Source organism: Reyranella sp. GW821-FHT14A01 (assembly GCF_058803965.1).
Genome location: NZ_JBXAPM010000014.1, coordinates 168,288 through 185,782 on the forward strand (window position 1 = coordinate 168,288; position 17,495 = coordinate 185,782).

The 17,495-nt window shown below is 64.1% G+C and carries 16 protein-coding genes; 9 read left to right on the forward strand and 7 right to left on the reverse strand.

The window, feature by feature from the left end:
• Positions 1-51 precede the first annotated feature (51 nt).
• On the forward strand, positions 52-1,032 hold the full coding sequence (locus AC1ROX_RS24385; protein ID WP_493130064.1) for a DUF4238 domain-containing protein: 981 nt from the start codon (positions 52-54) through the stop codon (positions 1,030-1,032).
• Between the two features lie 405 nt (positions 1,033-1,437).
• Here the strand turns inward: AC1ROX_RS24385 and AC1ROX_RS24390 are convergent, their stop codons facing one another.
• Together AC1ROX_RS24390 and AC1ROX_RS24395 are read right to left on the reverse strand one after the other, a co-directional pair.
• Positions 1,438-2,673 carry a tyrosine-type recombinase/integrase gene (locus AC1ROX_RS24390; RefSeq protein WP_493130066.1) on the reverse strand — a complete coding sequence of 412 codons (1,236 nt, stop codon included), beginning with the start codon at positions 2,671-2,673 and terminating at the stop codon, positions 1,438-1,440.
• 346 nt (positions 2,674-3,019) lie between these two features.
• Complete coding sequence (locus AC1ROX_RS24395) at positions 3,020-4,156, reverse strand: NAD(P)/FAD-dependent oxidoreductase (RefSeq protein WP_493130068.1); 1,137 nt, start codon at positions 4,154-4,156, stop codon at positions 3,020-3,022.
• A gap of 62 nt (positions 4,157-4,218) precedes the next feature.
• On the opposite strand from AC1ROX_RS24395, the gene AC1ROX_RS24400 reads away from it, so the two are divergent.
• The 3 genes from AC1ROX_RS24400 to AC1ROX_RS24410 all read left to right on the forward strand — a co-directional run bounded on the left by AC1ROX_RS24400 (position 4,219) and on the right by AC1ROX_RS24410 (position 7,871).
• A complete protein-coding gene (locus tag AC1ROX_RS24400; RefSeq protein ID WP_493130072.1) occupies positions 4,219-5,739 on the forward strand; it encodes an AMP-binding protein in 1,521 nt (506 codons plus the stop codon).
• Between the two features lie 103 nt (positions 5,740-5,842).
• The gene (locus AC1ROX_RS24405) at positions 5,843-6,502 is read left to right on the forward strand and encodes a dienelactone hydrolase family protein (RefSeq protein WP_493130075.1); all 660 of its coding nucleotides are present in this window, start codon (positions 5,843-5,845) and stop codon (positions 6,500-6,502) included.
• Between the two features lie 13 nt (positions 6,503-6,515).
• Positions 6,516-7,871 (forward strand): MFS transporter, encoded by a 1,356-nt coding sequence (locus tag AC1ROX_RS24410; RefSeq protein ID WP_493130078.1) that lies wholly within the window; start codon positions 6,516-6,518, stop codon positions 7,869-7,871.
• Positions 7,872-7,875: 4 nt separating this feature from the next.
• Here AC1ROX_RS24410 and AC1ROX_RS24415 read toward each other — a convergent pair whose 3' ends face one another.
• On the reverse strand, positions 7,876-8,175 hold the full coding sequence (locus AC1ROX_RS24415; RefSeq protein WP_493130080.1) for a helix-turn-helix domain-containing protein: 300 nt from the start codon (positions 8,173-8,175) through the stop codon (positions 7,876-7,878).
• A complete protein-coding gene (locus AC1ROX_RS24420; protein WP_493130082.1) occupies positions 8,172-8,519 on the reverse strand; it encodes a type II toxin-antitoxin system RelE/ParE family toxin in 348 nt (115 codons plus the stop codon). The genes AC1ROX_RS24415 and AC1ROX_RS24420 overlap by 4 nt, the downstream gene beginning before the upstream one ends.
• A 105-nt stretch (positions 8,520-8,624) precedes the next feature.
• Between AC1ROX_RS24420 and AC1ROX_RS24425 the strand changes: the two genes are divergently transcribed.
• Entirely contained in the window at positions 8,625-9,044 is a 420-nt protein-coding gene (locus AC1ROX_RS24425; protein ID WP_493130084.1) for a DUF1801 domain-containing protein, read from the forward strand.
• Between the two features lie 17 nt (positions 9,045-9,061).
• Positions 9,062-9,883: an SDR family NAD(P)-dependent oxidoreductase gene (locus tag AC1ROX_RS24430; protein WP_493130087.1), complete on the forward strand. Its 822-nt coding sequence runs from the start codon at positions 9,062-9,064 to the stop codon at positions 9,881-9,883.
• A 130-nt stretch (positions 9,884-10,013) separates the two neighbouring features.
• Here AC1ROX_RS24430 and AC1ROX_RS24435 read toward each other — a convergent pair whose 3' ends face one another.
• Positions 10,014-11,105, reverse strand: coding sequence for an AbrB family transcriptional regulator (locus AC1ROX_RS24435; RefSeq protein WP_493130090.1), 1,092 nt, complete (start codon positions 11,103-11,105; stop codon positions 10,014-10,016).
• Positions 11,102-11,884: an NAD kinase gene (locus AC1ROX_RS24440; protein WP_493130092.1), complete on the reverse strand. Its 783-nt coding sequence runs from the start codon at positions 11,882-11,884 to the stop codon at positions 11,102-11,104. The genes AC1ROX_RS24435 and AC1ROX_RS24440 overlap by 4 nt, the downstream gene beginning before the upstream one ends.
• Positions 11,885-11,986: 102 nt before the next feature.
• Here AC1ROX_RS24440 and AC1ROX_RS24445 point away from each other — a divergent pair, with 102 nt between their 5' ends.
• A complete protein-coding gene (locus AC1ROX_RS24445) occupies positions 11,987-12,865 on the forward strand; it encodes a TauD/TfdA dioxygenase family protein (protein WP_493130094.1) in 879 nt (292 codons plus the stop codon).
• A 65-nt stretch (positions 12,866-12,930) separates the two neighbouring features.
• On the opposite strand, the gene AC1ROX_RS24450 is transcribed toward AC1ROX_RS24445, so the two are convergent.
• The gene (locus tag AC1ROX_RS24450; protein ID WP_493130096.1) at positions 12,931-14,730 is read right to left on the reverse strand and encodes a B12-binding domain-containing radical SAM protein; all 1,800 of its coding nucleotides are present in this window, start codon (positions 14,728-14,730) and stop codon (positions 12,931-12,933) included.
• Between the two features lie 306 nt (positions 14,731-15,036).
• On the opposite strand from AC1ROX_RS24450, the gene AC1ROX_RS24455 reads away from it, so the two are divergent.
• Positions 15,037-16,287 carry an MFS transporter gene (locus AC1ROX_RS24455; RefSeq protein ID WP_493130098.1) on the forward strand — a complete coding sequence of 417 codons (1,251 nt, stop codon included), beginning with the start codon at positions 15,037-15,039 and terminating at the stop codon, positions 16,285-16,287.
• Between the two features lie 36 nt (positions 16,288-16,323).
• Positions 16,324-17,427: a lipid A deacylase LpxR family protein gene (locus AC1ROX_RS24460; RefSeq protein WP_493130100.1), complete on the forward strand. Its 1,104-nt coding sequence runs from the start codon at positions 16,324-16,326 to the stop codon at positions 17,425-17,427.
• Positions 17,428-17,495 lie beyond the last annotated feature (68 nt).

Genomic DNA, 17,495 nt, shown 5'->3' on the forward strand with positions numbered 1-17,495 from the left:
CATACCCGGGTCAAGGAGCTTCGCATTTGACGTTTCCAGCGAGGGACACTTATGCCGGGTAAGCGCCAACACGTCGTTCAACGTTTTCATCTCGTCCAATTCGTTGCATCACAGCAGCCTCGGCTAGTCTGGATATATGATAAGGAAACTGGGCGGATAAGAAGCGATATCCCTGAAAACATTAGCGTCGAGAACAACTTTTACTCGCTGCAGCGGCCCGACGGCACATGGGACAACGCTGTAGATGAATGGATTACACGACTAGAAGCGAGAGCGCACCCCGCATACGAAGCGCTTCTGGTCGGCATCGTCCCAGCTTACTCGCAGGCCAGGTTCGACTTCGCCATGTACCTAGCATTGACTTACCTCCGAACGAAGTTGATGCGGAAGATGGTTGCTGAGATGTATGGCAAGGTGATGCAGGCGCAGTTCTACAGGCAAGCTATGGATGACGAAGCATTCAAAGCTGCCGTTGCGCAGTACGAGCGAGATGTGGGATCGCTAACGGATACGCAGAAGAAAAATCTTCGAGAAGAGATGCGGGACCCTTCACGAGCAACCATGATTATCTCCAAAGAAGTTACGTTTCCGATCTTTTGGCTAGTTGAGAGTCTTGCGCGCGTATTGGTAAGGATGCGCTGGAGCGTGTGTACCCCTCGCCAGGGCTTTTTTATTACGGGAGACAATCCACTTGTCCGGCAGATTGAAGCAGCCTCGGTTCATCCTGTGCTCGGGGACACTGGCTTCGTTAATAGAACATCGCGTGTTAGTTTTCCCCTTTCTGCAAAGCGGATGCTTCTGCTCACATGGGCTACGGAGTTGCCGTCCCGGTTCGTGCTGCCCAAGCAGTTGGTTAAAATGTGCAATGAAGTCCGTGCGCAGGTAGCTGATCGCTATCTATACTCTCACGTAAAGCATCGGGATATAGAGCGCATTATCGCTAAGCACCAAAATGTTGCGCCGGTTCTGCCACTGCCTATCGAAGGGCCGAAGCAGTACGCTGAAGTGAGGATTGGAAAAATACCAAAGTAGGAAGTGAAGCCACCGTCCAAGACGCGAACAAATGTAGTAGCGAAAATAGAATGGTGCGGGCGGAGGGACTTGAACCCTCACGGGGTTGCCCCCGACGGATTTTCTTACCAGCTACGACTTTCGCCGCCGCTCAATTGAGCGTTTGTGGTCTGGACTATCCCTTCACCTTGGCAAGTTGCTGTAGGTGCTGCCCGTCTAGTCTCTACACCTTCCCGTTTCCGGGCTTGGCTCGGGATTGCCATTGAAGGTTTCCCCGAATTTGAGCAGTTCTGCATCGTCGGTTTCCCGGCGAGCACTCAATCCATTTTGCTTAAGTCCGTTGCGTCTACCGTTCCGCCACGCCCGCGCGTTCGCGCATGATAGCGGTTGTGTGCACAACCGCCAAGATGGCTTGTGTTCACAAGCCTAAGCCGCCGCGGACTCGTCGGCTAGAGCAGCCTTGACCCTGGCCTTCATGATCGGCTTCGGCTTACGTACGTTGATCGCCGAAGCATCCAGGCTCGTCTTGATGTGGGAAGCGTAGAAATTCTCAATCATTTCGACGCTGGTGCGGCAGTTTTTGGCCACTTGATAGATGTCGGCCCCCTCCATGAGGCGCAGACATATATAGGTGTGCCGCAAGGAGTAGGGGGTCCGGCGCTGACCTTCCCGGTCGAACTTAAGGTTCTCCTCGTCGAGGACCTTGTTGAAGAGCATGTAGGAGAATTTGGGGAATATCTTATCGGTCGGCTGCCCGTTGTTCCTTTTCCGTAATCTCCTGAATGGGTATACGGCTCCTGGCATGCTCTTGCAGTAGCCGACGCCGCGTTTCCCGCGCACTTCGATTTCGAGAATGGTCTGACCGGTGCTGTCGTCGCGCACGATCGAGACATCGCGGTACTCGAGGCGCTTCGCTTCGTCTGGTCTGAGACCAGTGTTCGCCATGAAGAGCACGTAGTCGTGAGTCTGCTCAGAAACCCAGCGGAAGCGCTCGCCCTTGTTTGGTTTCGCGGCGCGACGACGCGTGGCGTCGTACAGCTTCTTGTATTCTTCGGGAGAGAACCAGGCGCGATGCGAGATCTTCGCGTTGGTTTTGTATGGCTCTGAAAGGTCAGGAAGATGTTGCAGCCATCCATGACGTAGCGCCGTTTTCAACACTTGCCGTAGCGTGACGATTTCCTGATGAATCGTATTTCGTGCAGGGCCTTTGCGCGGCGGCGTGTCCGTCACGGTTGAGGGCGCGGGCTTGAGGCGAGGGACGAACGTTTCCTTTCGATGAATGCGATACTCTTGGAGCGTTCCCGCCGTGATCTCCGACAAGCCCAAATGTCCGAAGAACGGGATCAGGTATTTCTCAAGGCGCATCCAGTGCGCGCCAACATAAGTCGGGCTGCGCGTGCCTTCCGTGATGATTTCGTACTCGCGCCGGAATTGCTCCGCCGCTTGCTTGAAGGTGCGCTCGTTTTTTAGGAGTCCGGCGCGGTTCTTCACCTTGAGCTGAAGATACCAGTCCTCGGCGAAGTCTTTTGCCTGTTCTAGGCTTTCGCACTTCGTGCTCTTGCGGCGCATCTTGCCGCCCATGTGCGTGGAGCACTGCCATTTGTCGCTGTTCTCGCGCTTGTAGACGTGAAGCTTACCCCCCATCAATTCGTGTGTTGCCATCGTATGCCTCGAAATGTGCTGTTTGTGTAGGCTCTGTGTAGGGCCTAATTCGAGGTTATCTTATCTCTAGAACATTGAAAAATAAAGATAATATGAGTGCGATGGTATTCTCGTGTACAATTTTAAGTCGCTGGCGTCTACCAATTCCGCCACGGGGGCCCGCGGGGCGACCATAGTGAGGGTCGATTCCCATGTCATCCTGTGCGTCGGCGCCCGTGGCCGTCGTCTTGTAGCCTTAAGGATCCTTCGCTGCACTCGGGATGACACCTTTATTGGGGACGGCGCGGTGCGTCCCTGCAGAAAAAAGTGTCATCCTGAGCGCAGCGAAGGATCCTTCCTCTTCCTGTCATTCCACCGCAAATCGCGCCGGGGACAGCGACGCTTCGGTCACGCCGAGATCGGCGACTTCGGTGGGCAGGGGCTTGCCCAGTGCCAGCGCGGCGGCGAGCTGGCCGGCGGCGTAGCCGGTCTGGATGCCGTAGCCGCCCTGGCCGGCCAGCCAGAAGAAGCCCTCGATCTTGGGGTCGTAGCCGGCGACCAGGTTCTTGTCGTGCACGAAGCTGCGCAGGCCGGCCCACTTGTTCTTGATGCGGCGGATCTGCAGCGTGCTCGCCGTCTCGATGCGGTCGACGGCGGTGGCGACGTCGATCTCCTCGGGCTGGGCATCGCAGGGCGGCGAGGGCGTCTCGTCGGCGAGCGAGCCCAGGAACTGGCCGACCTCGGGCTTGAAGTAGAAGCTCTCGTCGAAGTCGATCATCATCGGCAGGCTGCTGAGGTCGAGCCCCTGCGGAGGATCGAAGGTGAAGGCGGTGCGCCGCTTCGGCACCAGCCCGATCGGCACACAGCCCGCAAGGCCGCCCAGCACGTCGGCCCAAGCGCCCGCCGCATCGATGATGTTGGCGGCGCGCACGACCTCGCCGTCGCGCAAGGCCACGTTCCACAGCCCGTCGAGGCGCGTGAGGCCGAGGACCTCGGCATTGAGTCGCAGCACGGCCCCTGCAGCCCGCGCGCCCTTCAGGAATCCGCCATGGATCGAGGCCACGTCCATGTCGTCGGCCTCGGGCTCGAACACGGCGCCGCCGCCGGCCGTTTCCGGCTTGAGGAGGGGCTGGCGGCGCAGCACCTCTTCCGGCTCCAGCCAGCGGACCGAGGGCACGAGGCGCGCATAGTCGGCAGCGGCGGCCTTTACCTCGGCTTCCTGTCCGGCATGGCCCGCGATCAGCGCGCCGCGCGGCGTCAGCAACGGATGGTCGGCGAAGCCCGCCGGCGGATTGCGGTAGAAGCGGCCCGACGCGACCGTGATGGCGCGAATTTGCGCGCTGCCGTAGGTCTCCGAGTGCAACGCGGCAGAGCGGCCCGTCGTGTGATAGGCCGGCACGTTCTCCCGCTCGAGGATGACCACCTTCGCATGCGGTGCGAGGTGATAGGCTACGGAGACGCCGGCGATGCCGGCGCCGACAATGGCGAAATCGAAATCCTGCATGGACGGCACATTGCAAGGTCGATGCCGTGCCTGCAATAGTCGGCGCGAGGAAACAGAATTCAATGAATATTGCCCATCTGCTGCTGGGCTCCGCGCAGGAGTTCCACGCCTTGCCCGCGCTGGCCCGCGGGACCTCGCCGCACCTCACCTATCGCGACCTCTGGCGCAAGGTTTCGGTGATGAGCACGCATCTCGTCGCCCGTTTCGGCCTTGCCCGCGGCGACCGCGTCGCCTTCGCCATGGCCAACTGCGTCGAATCGATCGAGGTCATGTACGCGATCTGGCACGCCGGCCTCTGCGCCGTGCCGATGAACGCCAAGCTGCACGCCAAGGAATTCGCGTTCATCCTGGAGAATTCCGGGGCGAAGCTCTGCTTCGTGACGCCCGATCTCGCGGAGACGATCGCCGAGGCCGCCAGGGAAGCGCCCGAACTCAAGGAGATCGTGGACGTCACCACGCGCTCCTACACGTTCATGGCGGTGGGCGACCCGAGTCCGATCGCCGACGCAGAGCCCACCGATCCGGCCTGGCTGTTTTACACCTCGGGCACGACGGGAAGGCCCAAGGGCGCCACGCTCACGCACCGCAATCTGCTGGCGATGACGCTCAACTACTTTGCCGACGTCGACCGGCCGCCGCCGGGCGGCTCGATCGTGCATGCCGCGCCGATCAGCCACGGCTCGGGCCTGTGGAACTTCGCCATGCTGGCGCGCGGCTCGGTGCAGGTTTTCCCCGAGAGCGGCAAGTACGAGGTGCCCGAGACGATCGAGCTGATGAACCGCTGGCCGGAGTGCTCGATCTTCCTTGCGCCCACGATGGTGAAGCGGCTGATCGAGCATGGCAGCGTGGGCGACCTGAAGCCCGATGCGTTGCGCCTCATCACCTATGGCGGCGCGCCGATGTATGTGTCGGACCTCAAGCGTGCGCTCGACCTTCTGGGTAACAAGCTGATGCAGCTCTACGGCCAGGGCGAGAGCCCGATGACCATCACGCATCTCAGCCGCGAGTATCACTGGGACCGCACCCATCCGCGCTGGGAGCAGCGCCTGGCCTCGGCCGGCCGTGCCGATACCTGCATGGACGTGAGGGTCGTCGACGAGAAGGGGCGCCAGCTTCCCGTGGGCGAGGTCGGCGAGATCATTGCCAAGGGCGATCCCGTGATGGCGGGCTACTGGAACAACCCGGAGGCCACGGCACGCTCACTGCGCGACGGCTGGCTGTGGACCGGCGATGTCGGCGCCTTCGACGAAGAGGGGCTGCTGACGCTCAAGGACCGCTCCAAGGACATGATCATCTCGGGCGGCTCCAACATCTATCCGCGCGAGATCGAGGATGTGCTGAACCTCCATGCCGGCGTTGCCGAATGCTCCGTGGTTGGTCGCCCCCATCCCGAATGGGGCGAGGAGGTCGTGGCCTTCGTCGTGACGCGCGGCGACCAGACCTTGTCGCCGGCCGAGCTCGACAAGCTCTGCCTCGACAACATCGCCCGCTTCAAGCGCCCCAAGGACTACAAGTTCATCGCGGCGCTGCCGAAGAACAACTACGGCAAGATCCTGAAGACGGAGCTGCGGAAGCTCTTATGAAGATGCAAGGATCCTTCGCTGCGCTCAGGATGACACGGGGTTTTGTCATCCTGAGCGTAGCGAAGGATCCTTTGGCGACGAACGGCACAAGGAGGACAGAAACATGGGCAACCTGATCGACTTCAAGCGTCCCGACGGATCGACCTGCAAGGGCTATCTGGCCGAGGCGGGCAAGGGCAAGCCGGGGATCGTGGTGATCCAGGAATGGTGGGGCCTCAACGACCAGATCTGCGGCGTCGCCGACCGCTTCGCGCGGCAGGGCTACAACGCGCTGGCGCCCGATCTCTACAAGGGCCGCGTGACGCAGAAGCCGGACGAAGCCAACCATATGATGAGCGGCCTCGATTTCGTCGGCGCCTCCGACCAGGACATCGCCGGCGCCGTGAAGCACCTGGCGGGTCTCGGCGGCAAGGTCGGCATGATGGGCTTCTGCATGGGCGGCGCGCTCACCATCGCGGCCTGCGCCCGTATCGGCGGCATTTCCTGCGGTGTGCCCTTCTACGGCATCCCGCCGGGCCAGCTCGCCGACCCGGCCAGGATCAAGGTGCCGTTGCAGGGCCACTTCGCCAACCAGGACGATTGGTGCACGCCGGCCGCGGTCGACGGGCTCGAAAAGACGATGAAGGGCGCCGGCCAGAGCCCGGAGATCTTCCGCTACGATGCCGCGCACGCCTTCTCCAACGAGCGCAGCGAGGCCTACGACGTAAAGTCGGCCAACGCCGCGTGGGAGAGGATGCTCGAATTCCTGAAGAAGCACCTCTGAGCCGGTCGCGCGCATGAGGCCGGCCTTCGGCCTCGCCATCGTCGGGCTGGGCGCGTCGCTGGCGCCGCTCGACATCGCGGTCAACGTGGCGCTGCCGGCGATCACGGCGCACTTCAAGCTGGCCCTGGGCGACGTGCAGTGGCTGGTGATCTGCTACGTGCTCACCTACGGCTCGCTGATGCTCGTCTGCGGCAAGCTGGGCGACCTGTTCGGGCACCGGCTGATCTTCCGCGCGGGCCTCGCGATCTCCGCGATTGGCTGTGCGGCCTGCGCGGCGGCGCCCGACTGGTCGTTGTTCCTGTGGGCGCGCGGCGCACAGGGGATCGGCACCGCGCTGGCGCTCTCCTGCACGCCGGCGCTCGCCACCTCGCTGTTCCCCGAGCACGACCGCACCAAGGCGCTGGCGGGCTTCGCCAGCTCGATGGCCATCGCCGCCGCGATCGGGCCGTTCCTGGGCGGCGTGCTGGTCGAACTGTGGGGTTGGCCCGCCGTCTACTGGGTGCGCGTGCCGATCGCGCTGGTGACGCTCGCTTTGTCCGGCCTGCTGCCATCGCCGAAACCGGACTCGCGGCCGTTCGATGCGCCGGGCGCGGTCCTGCTGGCGGCCTGCATGAGCACGCTGCTGCTGTCGCTGGTCTTCTCGCAGCGCAAGGAGATCCCGGGCCTTTGGGCGCTGGCCATGGCGGTCGTCGCGGTGGTCCTGGTCGCGGCCTATGTCCGCCGCGCCAACCGGGTGCCCGAGCCGATCATCCGGCCGTCGCTCTTCGCCGATGCGCGCTTCACGATCCCCAACGTGCTGAATGCCCTCGCCAACCTCGCAGGCTTCTCGATCCTGCTGCTCACGCCCTATTACCTGGTGAACGTGCTGAAGCTCTCGCCGCTGGGCGTCGGCATCGTGCTGGCCATGGCCTTCGGCGGCAGCCTGACGGGTGCACCGCTCTCGGCCTTCCTGGTGCGCCGCATCGGCCAGCGGCCGACCGTCTTTGCCGGCATCGCCTGCGTCGGCCTCGGCCTGCTGCCGCTGGGCTTCACCGAGATCAACACCCCGGTGCTCGTGGTGGCGGCGCTGCTGGTGCTGGAAGGCGTGGGGCAGGGCCTGCTCACCGTCGCCTACACCGATATCGTGACCGCGACCCTGCCGGCGCGCGACCGCGGCGTCGCGGGCAGCCTGTCGCTCCTCACCCGCACCATCGGCATCGTGGCCGGCGCCTCGGTGCTGACGGCCCTGCAGGCGCACGGCGCCCATGGATTCATGCAGACGGCGGGTTTCCTCGCGGGGTATCGCTTCGCCTTCGTGGCGGCGGGTGGTGGACTGATCGTGGTGCTCCTGCTCTCCTGCCTGTGTCCACGCGTGTGGTCGAAGGATTGAGCCGCTAAGCCGCCTTGGACAAAGTGCGCTCGACGATGCGGGGATCGCGTTCCAGAAGCGCCAACAAGACCTTTGCCGGGCCATCTGGCTTGCGTCGGCCCTGTTCCCAGTTGCGCAAGGTGCCGACCGAAACCCCGATGCATTCTGCGAAGGCTTCCTGAGACAGCTTTGTCCGGGCACGAATCGCCGCAACGTCGATACGCTGGACCACCTGAATTCGCGTTCCCGCCGTCGGCCGACCGCGGGCATAGGCGCGCGCCTGGTCCACGCTCTTCAGGAGGAGATCGAAGTCCTTCTTCTTCATTTTCCATCTCCAAAGTCGTTCAGGAGCATTTCCGATACGGCGACCAGTCGCCGGCGCTGCTCGTTGGTCAAATCGGCGGCAGTATTCTTGGCATAAACCATCAGGAGAACGGCCGGATATCCCTCCGAATGGAACCAGTAGATGAGGCGACCTCCGCCTCTCTTGCCGCGGCCTTGAAGGGCAATGCGCATCTTGCGCAGACCCTTCGTACCTTTGATGAGTACGCCCATCATCGGGGCAGCTGCCACGGCATCGACGATAGCGGCTCGCTCCGCTTCGTCCATCAGCTTGGCCGCCTGCGCGATGTAGAGTTCGGTTTCGACGACAGCCAATAGCGAGGTCATCAGCCACGTATATACGCCATTGGCGTATATACGTCAATGGCGTATACAGCCAAATGATGATCGGCGACTCTGCCTGCCATAAGCTGCGTGATAGGCTCGGCTTCCATGAAACGCTTCAGCGATGAGAAAGTGGCGGCGGTGTTCAAGGCCTATTCGCCCGAAATCCGCACCCGGCTGATGGTGTTGCGCGAGACGATCTTCGAGGTCGCGGCGGCAACACCGGGTGTCGGCGCGCTGACGGAGACGCTCAAATGGGGCCAGCCGAGCTATCTCACCGAGGAGACGGGCGCCGGCACCACCGTGCGCATCGACCGGCTGAAGGGCGATGCGGGCGGTCATGCCGTCTATTTTCATTGCCAGAGCGGGCTGGTCGGCCAGTTCCGTGAGCTCTATCCGGAAACCTTCACCTACGAAGGTGAACGGGCCCTCCTGTTCGGGCCGAAGACGCGCATTCCGGCCAGAGAATTGCGCCATTGCATTGCGCTGGCCCTGACACATCATTTGCGGAAGAAGAGAAAGAAGTAACGCGGGAGCGAAGCGGCATGTCGACCAAGTTGACGGACAGGGTGGCGATCGTCGTCGGGGCGGGCTCGAGTGGGCCGGGCTGGGGCAACGGCAAGTGCACGGCGATCACCTTCGCGCGCGAGGGCGCCCGGGTGTTCTGCGTCGACCGCAAGCGCTCGGCTGCCGAGGAGACGGCCGGCCTGATCGAGAAGGAGATGGGCAAGGACGTCGCCGTCGCCTTCGAGGCCGATGCGTCGAACAATGCCAGCGTGAAGGCGATGGTCGATGTGTGCTTGCAAAAATGGGGCCGGGTCGACATCCTCGACAACAATGTCGGCATCGGCTCGCAGGGCGGGCCGGTCGAGCTCAGCGAGGACGAGTGGCACCGCGTGTTCGACGTCAACGTGAAGAGCTTCTTCCTCACGGCCAAGCACGTGCTGCCGATCATGGAGGCCCAGGGCAAGGGCGCGATCGTGAACGTGAGCTCGATCGCCTCGATCCGCAGCCCCAAGGGGATTTCCTATCTTGCCTACAATGCCAGCAAGGGCGCGGTGAACTCGCTCACCATGGCGATCGCCTCGCAGTACGCGGAGAAGGGCATCCGCTGCAACGCCATCCTGCCGGGCCTGATGCACACGCCGATGATCGATTTCCTGGCCGAGCAGTATGCCAAGAATGAGAAGGATCATAACCAGGCCTATGATAAGATGATCGCCATCCGCGACCGCGCCTCGCCGACCGGCAAAATGGGCACGGGCTGGGACACCGCCAACGCGGCGCTGTTCCTGGCCTCGGACCAGTCGGCCTATGTGAACGGCCACCTGCTGGTGGTCGACGGCGGCATCACGCTGCGGGCCTAGTCGGGGCGCGCAAACGAAATAAACGCAATAAACGAAACGAACGAAACGGACTCCCCCCTCTCTGGGGCGATTTCGGCTTTTTAGTGCCTGGATGCTGCGAAAATCGGTGCGCGCCAGTCGCGGAGCCCGATCAGTGGCGGCCCCGCCTCAGGATCGTCCGGAAGACGATCGGACCGGTGATGATGATCAGGAACAGCCGGAAGAGATGATGGGTCGCCACCATGGCGACCTCGATGCCCAGCGCCAGACCGATCAGGCTCATCTCGGCGAAACCGCCGGGCGCGTAGCTCAGCACGGTGGCGTCGAGGTTGAGGCCGGTCAGGGCGTAGGTGATCTCCGCGAAGCCCACGGCGCAGCCGATCAGGATGAAGGCGGCGCCGATCGAGGCCGCCATCTCTTTGTGCAGCTTGTCGAAGTTGGCGCCGACGAAGCGGCAGCCGATGCCGGTGCCGACCACGACCTGGGCCGCGGCGACGAGGAAACCCGGCGGCTGCGAGTTGGTGAGGCCGCCGAGATGGGCAATGGCGCTCACGATCATCGGGCCCATCATGAAGCTGGCGGGCAGGCGCAGCAGCCGGCCTGCAACAGCGCCGACGATGCCGCAGCCGATGAGGACCGCATAGTCCTTCCAGTCGTTGCCCGTGGGCCCGTGCACCATGGTGAGCACGCTGGTCTGGGCGCCGTTCACCAGCCGGTACCAGACCGGGATGGTGAGCACGACGGTGAGTATGCGCAGCGCGTGGGCGAGGGCAATGGAGCGTTCGTCGCCGCCCATGGCGCCGCCCATGATGGTCATGTCGTTCAACCCGCCCGGCATGGCGGCGAAGTAGCAGGTGACCTTGTCCCAGTCCGTGACGGTGCGCAGCCAGACATAGCAGAGCGTGGCGCCGGTCATGGTCATGCCGGTGAGCACGCACAGGCTCACCGCCCATTCGCCCAGCCGCTGCACCAGCTCGGGCGTGAAGCCCGAGCCCAGCAGCACGCCCAGGATGATGATCATGCCCTGGCGCAGCCGCACCCGCATGCCGACGCGCAGGCCGAGGAACGCGGCCACCGTCGAGAAGACGCAGGCGCCCAGCATCCAGGCCAGCGGCATGCGCAGCCAGTTGAAGACGAAGCCGCCCACGGTGCCGATGGCGATCGCCAGCACGAGCGGCTGCCAGCCCTCGTGGCCGATGATCCTCTTCTTTTCGGGCTTGAAAGGGATGTCCTTGCCGCTCAAGGAACGAACTGCTCCTTGAGGATGCGCTCCTCGAGATCGTGCTCGGGATCGAACAGCAGGGTGAGGCGGGTGTCGATGGCCTCGGTCACGACAACGTGGGCGACGTTGGCGATCTCCACCGAATCGGCCGCTGCCGCCACGGGACGCTTCTTCGGATCGAGGATCGTGAACTCGACCCTGGAGGTGCGCGACAGCAGCGCGCCGCGCCAGCGCCGCGGCCGGAAGGCGTTGATGGGCGTCAGCGCCAGCAGGCCGGCGCCCAGCGGCAGGATGGGGCCGTGGGCCGAAAGGTTGTAGGCGGTCGAGCCGGCGGGCGTTGCCACCAGCACGCCGTCGCAATGGAGCTCGGGCAGGCGCTTCTTGCCGTCGACCGATACGGCGATGCGCGCGGTCTGCCGGCTGGAGCGCAGCAGCGACACCTCGTTGATGGCGAGGACTTTCGAGACCTTGCCGCGCGTATCGGTCGCCTCGAGGCACAACGGCGTCAGCGTCACCTGCCGGGCCTTCCTCAGGCGCTGCAGCAGGCCGTTTTCCTTGTAGGTGTTGAGCAGGAAGCCGACCGTGCCGAGATTCATGCCGTAGATCGGCTTCAGGCGCCGCATGTTGCGGTGCAGCGCCTGCAGCATCAGCCCGTCGCCGCCCAATGCGATGATGATGTCGGCCTCGGCGGTGGAAGCCGATCCATACAGCTTTTCGAGGCGGGCCTTGGCCTCGCGGGCCGCGGGCGTGGTCGCGCACACGAAGGCGAGGCGGGGAGCGGGTGAAGAACGGACGGCCATCTGGGTATCAGCAATGCCTCGTATGCAGGAATCGTACTATAGCCGCCCCCTGTGGCGGTGCGATAAAATCGCCTCACAAAGAAAACCGCGAGGAGGAACGCGATGGAACTGGTCCCGCTGGCCGATGGCTTCGGCGTCGAGGTGAAGGGCGTCTCGCTGCTCGACGTCGCGATCGATGCCCAGGCATACAAAGAAGTCCGCGACGCCTTCGAGAAGCATTCACTCCTTGTGTTCCGCGACCAGCAGATCGCCGATGACATCCAGGTCGCCTACAGCCGCGCCTTCGGGCCGCTGGAGCTGACCAAGGCAGCGTCGGTGGGCGAGAACAGCTTCTATTCGCGCCTGACCAATGTCGGCGCGCAGGGCGAGATCGTGCCGCCCGATCATCGCCAGGTGCTGGTGGCCAAGGCCAATGCGCTCTGGCACACCGATTCGTCGTTCAAGAAGACGCCGGCGCTCGCCTCGGTCCTGACCGCGCGCGTGTTGCCGGATGCGGGCGGCGAGACCGAATACACCTCGACGCGGCTCGCCTGGGAACGGCTGCCGGCCGACCTGCAGGAGAAACTGAAGTCGGCGGTGGCGACTCATTCCTATGCCAATAGCCGCGACCAGATCCATCCCGACCTCGCCAATGCCGAGGAGCGCAAGGCGCTGCCGCCGGTGCGCTGGCGGCTGAACTGGCGCAACCCGAGCAACGACCGGCGTGCGCTCTATGTCGCCAGCCACGCCTATGCGATCGACGGCATGGACGACCGCGATGCCCGCCAACTCCTGGCGCAGCTCCTCGACGAGGCGACGCGGCCGGAGTTCGTCTACAGCCACAAATGGCGCCAGGGCGACGCGGTCATGTGGGACAACCGCGCCATGCTCCATCGCGGCCGCCCCTGGGACTACGCACGCGAACGCTCGATGGTGCGCACGACGATCTCGGCAACGGATGCCGACGGCCTCGGCGAGGTGAAGCCGCCGGTGGTGCACTAATCATCGGAGCACGCCACTAAAGGGCGGAGGTTACTCCGCCCGAAGTGGCGCAGGGACGTGCGCGGTTATTCCGCGGCGGCGAGGCGCTGCTGATTCTGCTGGGCTGCGACCTTGGCGCGGGCAAGGTCCTCGCCGCGGCGCTTGTTGACGGCCGCCCCGCCGCCCGCCGTGTCGGCGAACAGCGACAGCTTGTCCATGTCGTCGTCCATCACCGGCTGCAGCGCGAGGTCGGTGTATTCGAGCCGCTTCGGGTCGTTCCTGACCATCCGGCCGATGCGACGGCCCTCCAGGGTGAGGCGGACGTAGATCTTGAGCTTGTGCCAGAAGTTGCGCGCCACCTTGAGGTGGAACACTCCGATCGGCTCGATCGGCAGGCCGTGGCGGCGGTCGAGGCGGTACTTCATGCGCACCGCGCCACCTTCCAGCGGATGCACGCCCTCGGCCTCGAACATGATCTTGAACATGGTCATGAAGTGCGCGGGCTCGGCCGGGTCGCGGCCGGGGATGGCGCCGTGGCGGCGCGCCACCGTCTCGATATGCTCGGGCGTGTAGTAGGACTTCCAGGCCTCGCGATAGACCTGCTCGAACTCCGCGTCGCTCATCTTGGGATGATGCACGCAGCGATGATGGACGTCGTACTTGTTGAGGTCGGGGTCCATCCAGACGCCCTGCTTCCACAGGGTCTGGTGATCCTCGGAGCCGGGCAGCGGCGTCAGCATGAACAGCTCGAGGATGTCGAGCGGCAGCTCCTTCTTGATGATCTCCATGTCGCGCAGGATCGATTCGCGCGTGTCGCCCGGGAAACCCAGGATGTAGCCGGCCCAGGTCGAGGCGCCGCTGGTGTGCCACGCCTGCAACATCTTGCGGTATTCGGTGATCTTGTTCTGGCGCTTCTTGGCGGCCAGCAGATTGTCCGGGTTGACGTTCTCGAGGCCGATGAAGACGCGATAGACGCCCGCCCAGCGCGCCTTGTTGATGAAGTTCGGGATGCGATGGCACTGCGTGTCGACCTGGATGATCAGGGACAGCTGGATGCCCTCGTTCTCCTTCAGCTCGATGAGCCGATCGAAGAAGTCTTCCCAGTGCTTGTTGCGGGCCATGTTGTCATCGGTGATGAAGAACCCGGTGATGCCCTGCTTGTAGTTCTCGCGGATGATCGCTTCGAGATCGTCGGCGGTGCGGAAACGGCTCTTGCGGCCCTGCACGTTGATGATGGTGCAGAACGAGCACTGGAACGGGCAGCCGCGGCCGAGATCGAAGCTCGACATGCCGCCTTCGTTGCGCGACAGCGCCGACGGCGGCAGGCTCGGGGTCGGTGCGCCCTCGAGACCCGGCAGGTCGTCCATGTAGTTGTAGAGCGGCTTCATGGTGCCGTTCATGGCGTCGCGCAGCACCAGGTCGAAGCGGCCTTCCTCGGCCTCGCCGGCGAACATGGAGACGCCCATGTCCATGGCTTCCTGGATCTCCGGCGGGATCACCGGCAGCATCGACAGGCAGCCCGACACGTGGAAGCCGCCGATCGCGACGGGGAAGCGGCCCTTCAGGAACTTGCGGGCAAGATCGACGGCATGCGGGAACTGGTTGGTCTGCACGCCGACCAGGCAGATCAGGCCCTTGCCGCCGCTGCGCTCGATCTTGGCCATCATGCGGTCGGGGCGGACGCGTGTATTGGTCTCGTCGATCGGGTGGATGATGATGTCGACGTCCGGGCCCAGCACTTCACGGCGACGGCAATCCTCGCCCAGCCCGTAGAGGGCGGCCAGGGTATTGGAGGGGATGTGCGACCGGAGCCAAGTGATCGGATAGCCGTCATCGTCGTAATGAGTCGGCTTGATCAGGATCAGATGAAACTTCGTACGCTTCACGGCACCGCCCATCGCGGACTTCTCCAAGGCAAAACCCCCGCGCGCGGTTCTAGACCCACTTACCGCTTGACGGCATCCACTGTCACAATGCGCTGAGCCGCACCGCAACGCAACCGGGCGCGACTGATATTCACAGGTGGGATGACGGAATAGAGCCACAAGAATTAGGGTTTTCTGAGGCCAAGCCCGGCCATTAGTGCGGATGGGCCATGCCGACGCGATTATTGCAGTCCGTGGCGTGAACGCGCACGTTCACTCCGCCCGAAGCGCTCCTTTGAAGGCGCAGGGGGAGGGAACAAACAAGACGTGAGCCTCATCGCGCGTGCGCCCGCCTTGGCGCCTTTCCAGATTCGGAGCTTCCGGTTCCAGTGGCCGGCTGACCTTCTGGCCTCCTGGGCCTTCGAGATGGAAGGCGTCATCCTCGGCTGGTTCGTGCTGGTCTCGACCGGCTCGGTGCTGGCGCTGGCGGTGTTCGGCTCCCTGCAGTTCCTCGGCACGCTGATCTCGCCCCTGTTCGGGATGGCGGGCGACCGGATCGGCAACCGCAACGTCCTGCTCCTGATGCGGGCCGGGTACCTCATCCTGGCAGTCTGCCTTACGGTCCTGTTCCTGACGGATCTGGCGTCGCCGGTGCCGGTGTTCATCCTGGCCACCATCATGGGGCTGATCCGGCCCTCCGACATCACGCTGCGCAACCTGCTGGTCGGCGAGACCATGCCGGCCGACTACCTGATGCGGGCCATGGGCGTGTCGCGGACAACCGCCGATTCCGCCCGCATTATCGGCGCCCTGTCGGGGGCCACCCTGGTCGCGGCCTTGGGCTCCGGCCTGGCTTACGTGGCGGTCTGCGGCGTCTACGCCCTTTGCCTGACGCTCACGTTCGGCGTGGGTATTCGCCGCCTGCGCATCCTGAGCGAGGGCGAGGTCGCTCTGTCGGCGCTCGGTGCCCTGCGACAGGGCTTCGCCTATGTCTGGTCGACGCCGGTCGTGCGCGCCGTGATGCTGCTGGCCTTCCTGGTGAACTTCGCGGCCTATCCGCTGACCGGTTCGATGCTGGCCTACGTCGCCAAGGACGTTTACGGCATGGACCAGACCGGGCTGGGCTGGCTGATCGCCTGCTTCGCGGGCGGCGCGCTGGTGGGCTCGATCCTCGTGTCGATGTACGGCGCCCATATAAGGCCGGCGCGCACCATGATCGTCTGCACCCTGGTCTGGCTGGCGTGCAATCTCGTCTTTTCCTGGATCACCGAGCCGCTGCCGGGTGAGGTGGTCCTGTTCGTTTCGGGCTTCTTCCAGAGCTTCTGCATGATCCCGATGGCGGTGATCCTGCTGCGCGTCACCAATCCCGCGCTGCGCGGCTGCGTCATGGGCGTGCGCATGCTGGCGGTCTACGGAATGCCGCTGGGCCTTCTTCTGTCGGGACCGCTGGTCGAATGGACCGGCTTTACGGCGACGGGAACCTTCTACAGCGTGCTGGGCATCGTCTTCACGCTGCTGATCGCCGTGTGGTGGCGGGCCGACCTGTGGGATCGCGCCGCTCCCGTCAACGTCCGCTAGGCGCAACCAGCGGGCAGGAGGTGCGTTCCCGCGGGAATGCATCATCGCCTCGCCAAGACCATCGCTTTGGCGATGGCTACTCTTGTCGCCGCTGCCGTTCCGGCCAGCGCCCAGTCCTCCGACGAGACCAAGCCGCCGCCGCGGCCCTCGGCGACCGAGGACGAGCAACGCAGCATCTACACCTTCCAGGTCGAGAACGACGTCTTCAACCGGTTCGGCACGTCGGACCGCGACTATACGAGCGGCCTCCGGGTCGGCTGGCTGTCGCCCGCCATCACCGAGATGCCACAGGGCATCGTGGCGATGACCACCGTTCCAACCTTCCTGGGCGAGGCCGCCGCCGATTCGGTGATCCGCAGGATCGCTGTCTCGGCCGGCCAGAACATCTATACGCCCGAGAACACCTATGTGTCGTACCCGATCTACAACGACCGGCCCTATGCGGCCTGGCTCTATGCGAGCTTCGCGCTGCAGTACACATACAAGCGTCACGATAACAAAACGGGTATGGACGAGCCGATGCGGCTCGACACGCTGCAGCTCGACGTCGGCGTGATCGGTCCCGCCGCGGGCGGGGAGTTCGTGCAGAACAACTTCCACCGGCTGATCGGCGTGGCACAGGCCTACGGCTGGGCCAACCAGCTCCACAACGAACCCACGATCAATCTCACCTTCGAGCGGCGCTGGCGGACCGGCCGTGCCGTGCTGATCGAGAATCCCAAGCTGGAGGTGGATTTCATCCCGCGCGCCGCCGTGGCGGTCGGCAATGTCGCGACCTATGGCAGCGTCGGCGGCACGGCGCGCATCGGCAAGAACCTGCGGGACGATTTCGGGCCGACACGCGCCCGGCCGGCCCTGCCGGGATCGGATGCCTTCATCGGCGACGGCAGCTTCGGCTGGTACCTGTTCGCGGGCTTCGACGGCCAGGCGGTGGCCCGCAACATCTTTCTCGACGGCAACACCGACGGCTTCAGCCAGCGCGTCTCGCATCGTCCGTTCGTGGGCGAGGTGCAGGCGGGACTGGCGATCCTGTGGCGCGGCATGCGACTCTCCTACACGCAGATCCTGCGCACGCCGGAGTTCTTCGAACGCGATCGCATCACGCAGTTCGGCTCGATCAACCTGACCTTCAGGTATTAGGCCCCTCAATGGAGCGCGCCACTCCAGTGGCGCTCATGTCTTGCTGATCTTGAGCGCCACTGGAGTGG